Genomic DNA, 6,352 nt, shown 5'->3' with positions numbered 1-6,352 from the left:
ACGCAGCCGCCAACACCTTCCTCGACGCACTCGCCCACCACCGCCACACCCAAGGCCAACCCGCCACCTCCCTCGCCTGGGGACTCTGGGACGAGGGCGGCATGGGCGAGCGGCTGTCCGAGGCCGACCTCGCGCGGCTGCGCCGCTCCGGCATCGTGCCGATGCCGCCGGCCGAGGCCCTGCGGATGCTCGACACCGCCCTCGGCTCGGACGAGGCGCTGCTCTACCCGGCGCGGCTCGACCTGTCCGCCCTGCGGACCCTCGCGGCCTCGGGGACGGGCCCCGAGCCCCTGCTCGGACTGGTGCGCGGCGGGGCCGTGCGACGGACCGCGGCGGCGGGCACGGGGGCGCGGCCGGGCGCCGGGGCGGTACCGCTCGCGGACCGGCTCGCGGCGACCCCGGCGGAGGACCGCGAGGGCCTTCTCCTCGGCCTGGTGCGGGAGCACGTCGCGGCGGTGCTCGGCCACGGCTCGCCGGACCGGATCGAGGCCGAACGCGGGCTCCTGGACCTCGGGTTCGACTCGCTGACCGCCGTCGAGTTCCGCAACCGGCTCAACGCCGTCACCGCGCTGCGGCTGCCGACGACGGTCGTCTTCGACCATCCGACCCCGGCGGCTCTCGCCCGGCACCTGCTCGCCGAGCTGGCCCCGGCGACCGGTCCCGCCGACCCGGCGGGGCCGCTGGAGGCGATCGAACGGCTCGACGCGCTGCTCAGGCAGCACTCGGCCGGCGCCGCCGCAGCAGGCGCGGCGGAGGCGGCGGAGATCACCCAGCGGCTGCAGCACGTGCTGCAGAGCTGGCACAGCCTCACCGCGTCCCTCGGGGAGGTCGACGACGGCGGCCTCGACTCCGCGACGGACGACGAGCTCTTCGACGCCCTCGACAAGGAGCTCGGCCTGTCCTGACCCCCGTCCCGGCGGCCTCCGCCGGTCCCGTACATCCGTCATCACCAGCAGTGAAGGTTGAGCTCCGTGGCGAACAACGAAGACAGGCTCCGCGACTATCTCAAGCGGGCGACCACCGATCTGAGGCAGGCCAGGCGCCGGATCTCGGAGATCGAGCAGGCGCAGCACGAACCGATCGCGATCATCGGCATGGCCTGCCGCTACCCGGGCGGGGTCGCCTCCCCCGAGGACCTGTGGCGGCTGGTCAGTGAAGGCACCGACGCGATCGGACCGTTCCCTGAGGACCGGGGCTGGGACGAGGACCTGTACGACCCCGACCCGGAGGCCGTCGGCAAGTCCACCACCGCGCACGGCGGCTTCCTCTACGACGCCGCGGAGGCCGACGCGGCCTTCTTCGGGCTGAGCCCGCGCGAGGCCATGGCCACCGACCCTCAGCAGCGACTGCTGCTCGAGACCGCCTGGGAGGCGTTCGAGCGGGCGGGCATCGACCCGACGTCGCTGCGCGGCAGCGACACCGGGGTGTTCGCGGGGGTGATGTACAACGACTACGCCTCGCGGCTGCAGCCGGCGCCCGAGGAGTACGAGGGCTATCTGGCCAGCGGCAGCCTCGGCAGTGTGGCGTCGGGCCGACTGGCCTACGTCTACGGCCTGGAGGGCCCCGCGGTCTCCGTGGACACCGCCTGCTCCTCCTCACTGGTCGCCCTGCACCTGGCGGCGCAGGCCCTGCGGCAGGGCGAGTGCTCGCTGGCGCTGGCCGGCGGCGCGACGGTGATGTCGACGCCCAACACCTTCGTGGAGTTCAGCCGGCAGCGCGGTCTCGCGGCCGACGGCCGCTGCAAGGCGTTCGCCGCCGGTGCCGACGGCACCGGCTGGAGCGAGGGTGTGGGCCTGCTGCTCGTGGAGCGGCTGTCGGACGCGGTACGCAACGGGCACCCGGTTCTCGCGGTGGTGCGGGGCACGGCCACCAACCAGGACGGTGCCAGCGGCCGGCTGACGGCGCCGAACGGGCCGGCGCAGGAGCGGGTGATCCGCCAGGCGCTCGCCAACGCACGGCTGACGGCCGATCAGATCGACGCGGTCGAGGCGCACGGCACGGGCACGACCCTGGGCGACCCGATCGAGGCGCAGGCCCTGATCAACACCTACGGCCGTGAGCACGACGCCGAACGTCCGCTGTGGCTCGGTTCGCTGAAGTCCAACATCGGTCACACGCAGGCCGCGGCGGGCGTCGGCGGTGTCATCAAGATGGTGATGGCGATGCGGCACGGCGTGCTGCCGCGCACGCTCCACGTCGACCGGCCCACGGACCATGTCGACTGGTCGGACGGCACGGTCCGGCTGCTCACGGAAGAGCGACCGTGGAGCGCCGCCGGCGAACTGCCGCTGCGTGCCGCCGTGTCGTCGTTCGGGATCAGCGGCACCAACGCGCACGTCATCGTCGAGCAGGCGGTGGAACAGCCCGCCACGCAGCCGGACGATCAGCCCGCTGAAGAGCCGGACGCCCGACCGCTGCGGGCGGACGGTCCGCGCGAGGACGACGCCCCCGAACTCGCGGCGCTGCCCTGGCTGTTGTCGGCCAGGAGCGACGAGGCCCTGCGCGAGCAGGCACGCCGCCTCCACACCTACGCCACCCGGCACCCCGAGACACCCGTCCAGGACGTGGCCGCCTCGCTGGCCGCCCGTACCCGCTTCGACCACCGAGCCGTCGTCGACACCGCCGACCGCACCACGCTCCTCGCCGGCCTCGCCGCACTCGCCGAAGGCGCCGAAGCCCCCGGCGTGACCATGGGCACCGTCACCCCCGGCAAGACGGCCTTCCTCTTCACCGGCCAGGGCAGCCAGCGGCTCGGCATGGGCCGCGAACTGTACGAGACCCACCCGGTGTTCGCCGCCGCGTTCTGCGAGGTGTGCGACCGCTTCGACGCGATCCTCGACCGGCCGCTGCACGAGGTGATGTGGGGGCAGGACGCGGAGCTCCTGAACCGGACCGAGTACGCGCAGGCGGCGCTGTTCACGCTCCAGACCGCGCTGTACCGGACCCTGGAGCACGACGGCCTCACCCCCGACGTGTTGATCGGCCACTCGATCGGCGAGATCGCCGCCGCGCATGTCGCGGGGGTGCTGTCGCTGCCGGACGCGGTCTCGCTCGTCGCCGCCCGGGGCCGGCTCATGCAGTCCGCCCGCTCCGACGGCGCCATGATCGCGCTGCGCGCCTCGGAGGAGGAGGTGCGGGCGGTGCTGGGCTCCGTCGGCGACGATCTGGACGTCGCCGCCGTCAACGGGCCCGAGGCCACGGTGATCTCGGGCGCGCCGGACGCCGCCGAGGCCGTCGCGCAGCACTTCGCCGCGCAGGGCCGCAAGAGCACCCGTCTGACCGTCAGCCACGCCTTCCACTCGGCCCACATGGACGGCGTCCTCGACGACTTCCGCCAGGCCATCGGCGAACTGACCTTCCACACCCCGAAGATCCCGGTCATCTCCAACGTCACCGGACTCCCCGCCACCGGCGACGACCTCACCACCCCCGCCTACTGGGCCGAACACATCCGCCGGGCCGTCCGCTTCCACCCCGGCATCCAGCACCTCGAAGCCGACGGCGTCACCCGCTACCTCGAACTCGGCCCCGACGCCACCCTGACCGCGCTCGCGCAGGACACCCTCACCGCGCCCGCGACCCTGGCGCCCACGCTGCGCAAGAAGGCCCCGGAGGTGGCGTCGTTCAACGCCGCGCTGGCCCGCCTGCACACGGGCGGCCACAGCCCGGCCGCGTGGCTCCCGGACCATACGCCCGTTCCGCCGGAGGAGCTCCCCACCTACCCCTTCCAGCGGGAGCGCTTCTGGCTCTCCCCCGGTGCCACGACGACGGATGTCGCCGCCGCGGGTCTCGTCTCTTCCGAGCATCCGCTCCTGGGCGCCCTGGTGACCCTCGCCGACACCGACCAGCTGGTCCTCACCGGCCGGATCTCCCTGCGCACCCACCCCTGGCTCGCCGACCACACCATGGGCGGCTCCACCCTGCTTCCGGGCACGGCCTTCATCGACCTCACCCTGCATGCCGCGAGCCACACCGACACCCCCACCGTCGAGGAACTCACCCTCGAAGCCCCGCTGGTGCTGCGCCCCGACGACGCGGTGACCCTGCATGTGACGGTCGGTCCGGCATCCGCCGACGGCAGCCGGCCGCTGACCGTCCACTCACGCACGGACGAGTCCGAGTCCTGGACCCGGCATGCCTCCGGCACCCTGACGGACGCCGACCCGGCCCCCGAGGCGCTCCCCTGGCCTCCGCCCGGCGAGAAGATCGACCTGACCGGTCTGTACGAGCGTCTCGACGCCCACGGCTACAGCTACGGCCCCGCGTTCCAGGGCCTCACCGCCCTCTGGCGCGACGGCGACGACCTCTACGCCGAGGTCGCCCTCCCCGAGGGCGTCGACACCACCGGACACACCCTCCACCCGGCGCTCCTCGACGCCACGCTCCACCCGTGGGCGCGGGAGGTCATGGGCGAGGACGCGGAGAGCGTCCTGCTGCCGTTCAGCTGGCAGGGGGTGGCACTGCACGCCGTGGAGGCGACCCGGGTCCGGGTCGGTCTGACCCGTGCGGGCGAGGACACCATGCGGCTGCGGATCACCGACCCGACGGGCGCCCCGGTCGCCACGGTGGAGGCGCTCACCGCGCGGGCCGGCGCCCTGGCCGACCTGACGGCCGCCGCCGAGGAAGGCGCCGGCGGCCGTACCCCGCTCCATCTGCTCGACTGGAAGCCGCTGCCGGCCTCCGACGCCCCGGCACAGGTCCCGGGTGGTGTCGTGGTCCTCGGAGCGGACCCGCTGGGACTGGCGGACGCGCTCGGCGCGGAGACCCACGCCGACCCCGCAGCTCTGCGCGCGGCCGTCGCTGCGGGCGCCGAGGCTCCGGGGCTCGTGCTCGCCACCTTCGTCGACGACGCGGTGGACGAGCACGACGCGTCCGCGGCCGACGACCTGCCGGACCGGCTGCATGCGGTGACCGCCCGGGCTCTGGCGCTGACGCAGCGCTGGCTGGAGCTGGAGTGGCCGGCCGATGCCACGGTCGAGCCCCGGCTGGTCGCGGTCACCCGAGGGGCGGTGGCCGCCCGGCCCGGTCCCGAGATCCGGGATCTGGCCGCGTCCGCCGTCTGGGGCCTGCTGCGCTCCGCCCGGACCGAACACCAGGACCGGTTCGCCCTGTTGGACGTGGACGGTGCCTTCCAGGAGCGCGCGGAAGGGCTCACCGCGGCCCTGTCGACGCTGCTCACCGGGGACGAGCACCAGCTCGCGGTCCGGGACGGCGGGGTCTACGCGCCCCGGCTGGTGCGGGCCGACGCGGCGCCCGAGGTCCTGGTGCCGCCGAAGGACACCCCGCACTGGCGGCTGGACGTGCACAGCTCCGGCACCCTGGGCAACCTGGCGCTGCTGCCCGCGCCCGAGGCCGGTGCGCCGCTGGGCCGGGGAGAGGTGCGGGTCTCCGTACGGGCCGCGGGGCTGAACTTCCGTGACGTCCTGGTGGGTCTCGGCATGTACCCGGGCGACGAGGCGCGGATCGGCGGCGAGGCGGCCGGTGTCGTCCTGGAGACGGGGCCCGGGGTGACCTCGGTGGCGGTCGGCGACCGGGTGATGGGGTTGTTCCCGCTGGGTGCGATCGGACCGGTCGCGGTGACGGACCACCGGTGGGTGACCCGGATGCCGCAGGGCTGGACGTTCACCGACGCGGCCGTCCTTCCGGTCGTGTTCCTCACGGCGTACTACGGCCTGGAGGATCTCGCGAAGGTGCGCCGGGGAGAGTCGCTGCTCGTGCATGCCGCGACCGGCGGTGTGGGCATGGCCGCGCTTCAGCTGGCGCACCACTGGGGCCTTGAGGTCTACGGCACCGCGAGCAGGCCGAAGTGGGACGTGCTGCGGTCGCTGGGCGTCGACGAGGCCCGGATCGCCTCGACCCGTACGCTCGACTTCGAGGAGCAGTACCGCGAGGCGACCGGCGGCCGGGGCTTCGACGTGGTCCTCAACTCGCTGGCCCAGGAGTTCGTCGACGCGTCACTGCGCCTGCTGGCGCCCGGCGGCCGCTTCCTGGAGATGGGCAAGACCGACATCCGGGACGCGGCCGAGGTCCAGGAGCGGTACGCGGGCGTCACGTACACCGCGTACGACCTGATGCGGGTGGAACCCGAGCGGGTCCAGGAGATGCTGGTCGAGCTGGTGCGGCTCTTCGAGTCGGGTGCGCTGCGCCGGCTGCCGGTGACCGCGTGGGACGTGAGTCACGCACCGGAGGCGCTGCGGTATCTGAGCCAGGCCCGGCACACGGGCAAGGCGGTGCTGACGCTGCCGGCGCCGCCGGACCCGGAGGGGACGGTGTTGATCACCGGCGGCACCGGCGCACTCGGCAGCCTCCTCGCCCGCCACCTCGTCACCCACCACGGCGCACGCCACCTCAT

At 74.1% G+C, this 6,352-nt stretch carries 1 protein-coding gene and 1 pseudogene; both read left to right on the top strand.

Features of this window, described 5'->3' with window-relative positions; genetic code table 11:
- Positions 1-905: phosphopantetheine-binding protein (locus ACFVZW_RS36450; protein ID WP_384530802.1), on the top strand; the 905-nt coding region annotated here is incomplete at its 5' end.
- Positions 906-992: 87 nt separating this feature from the next.
- Positions 993-6,352 (top strand): annotated as a pseudogene (locus ACFVZW_RS36445) (beta-ketoacyl synthase N-terminal-like domain-containing protein); the annotation flags it as partial.

Origin of the sequence: Streptomyces sp. NPDC059567, from assembly GCF_042735655.1 — a bacterium.
Classification (GTDB): domain Bacteria; phylum Actinomycetota; class Actinomycetes; order Streptomycetales; family Streptomycetaceae; genus Streptomyces.
Note: the sequence above shows the minus strand (reverse complement) of the source record. Positions and strands in the feature narration are given on the sequence as shown.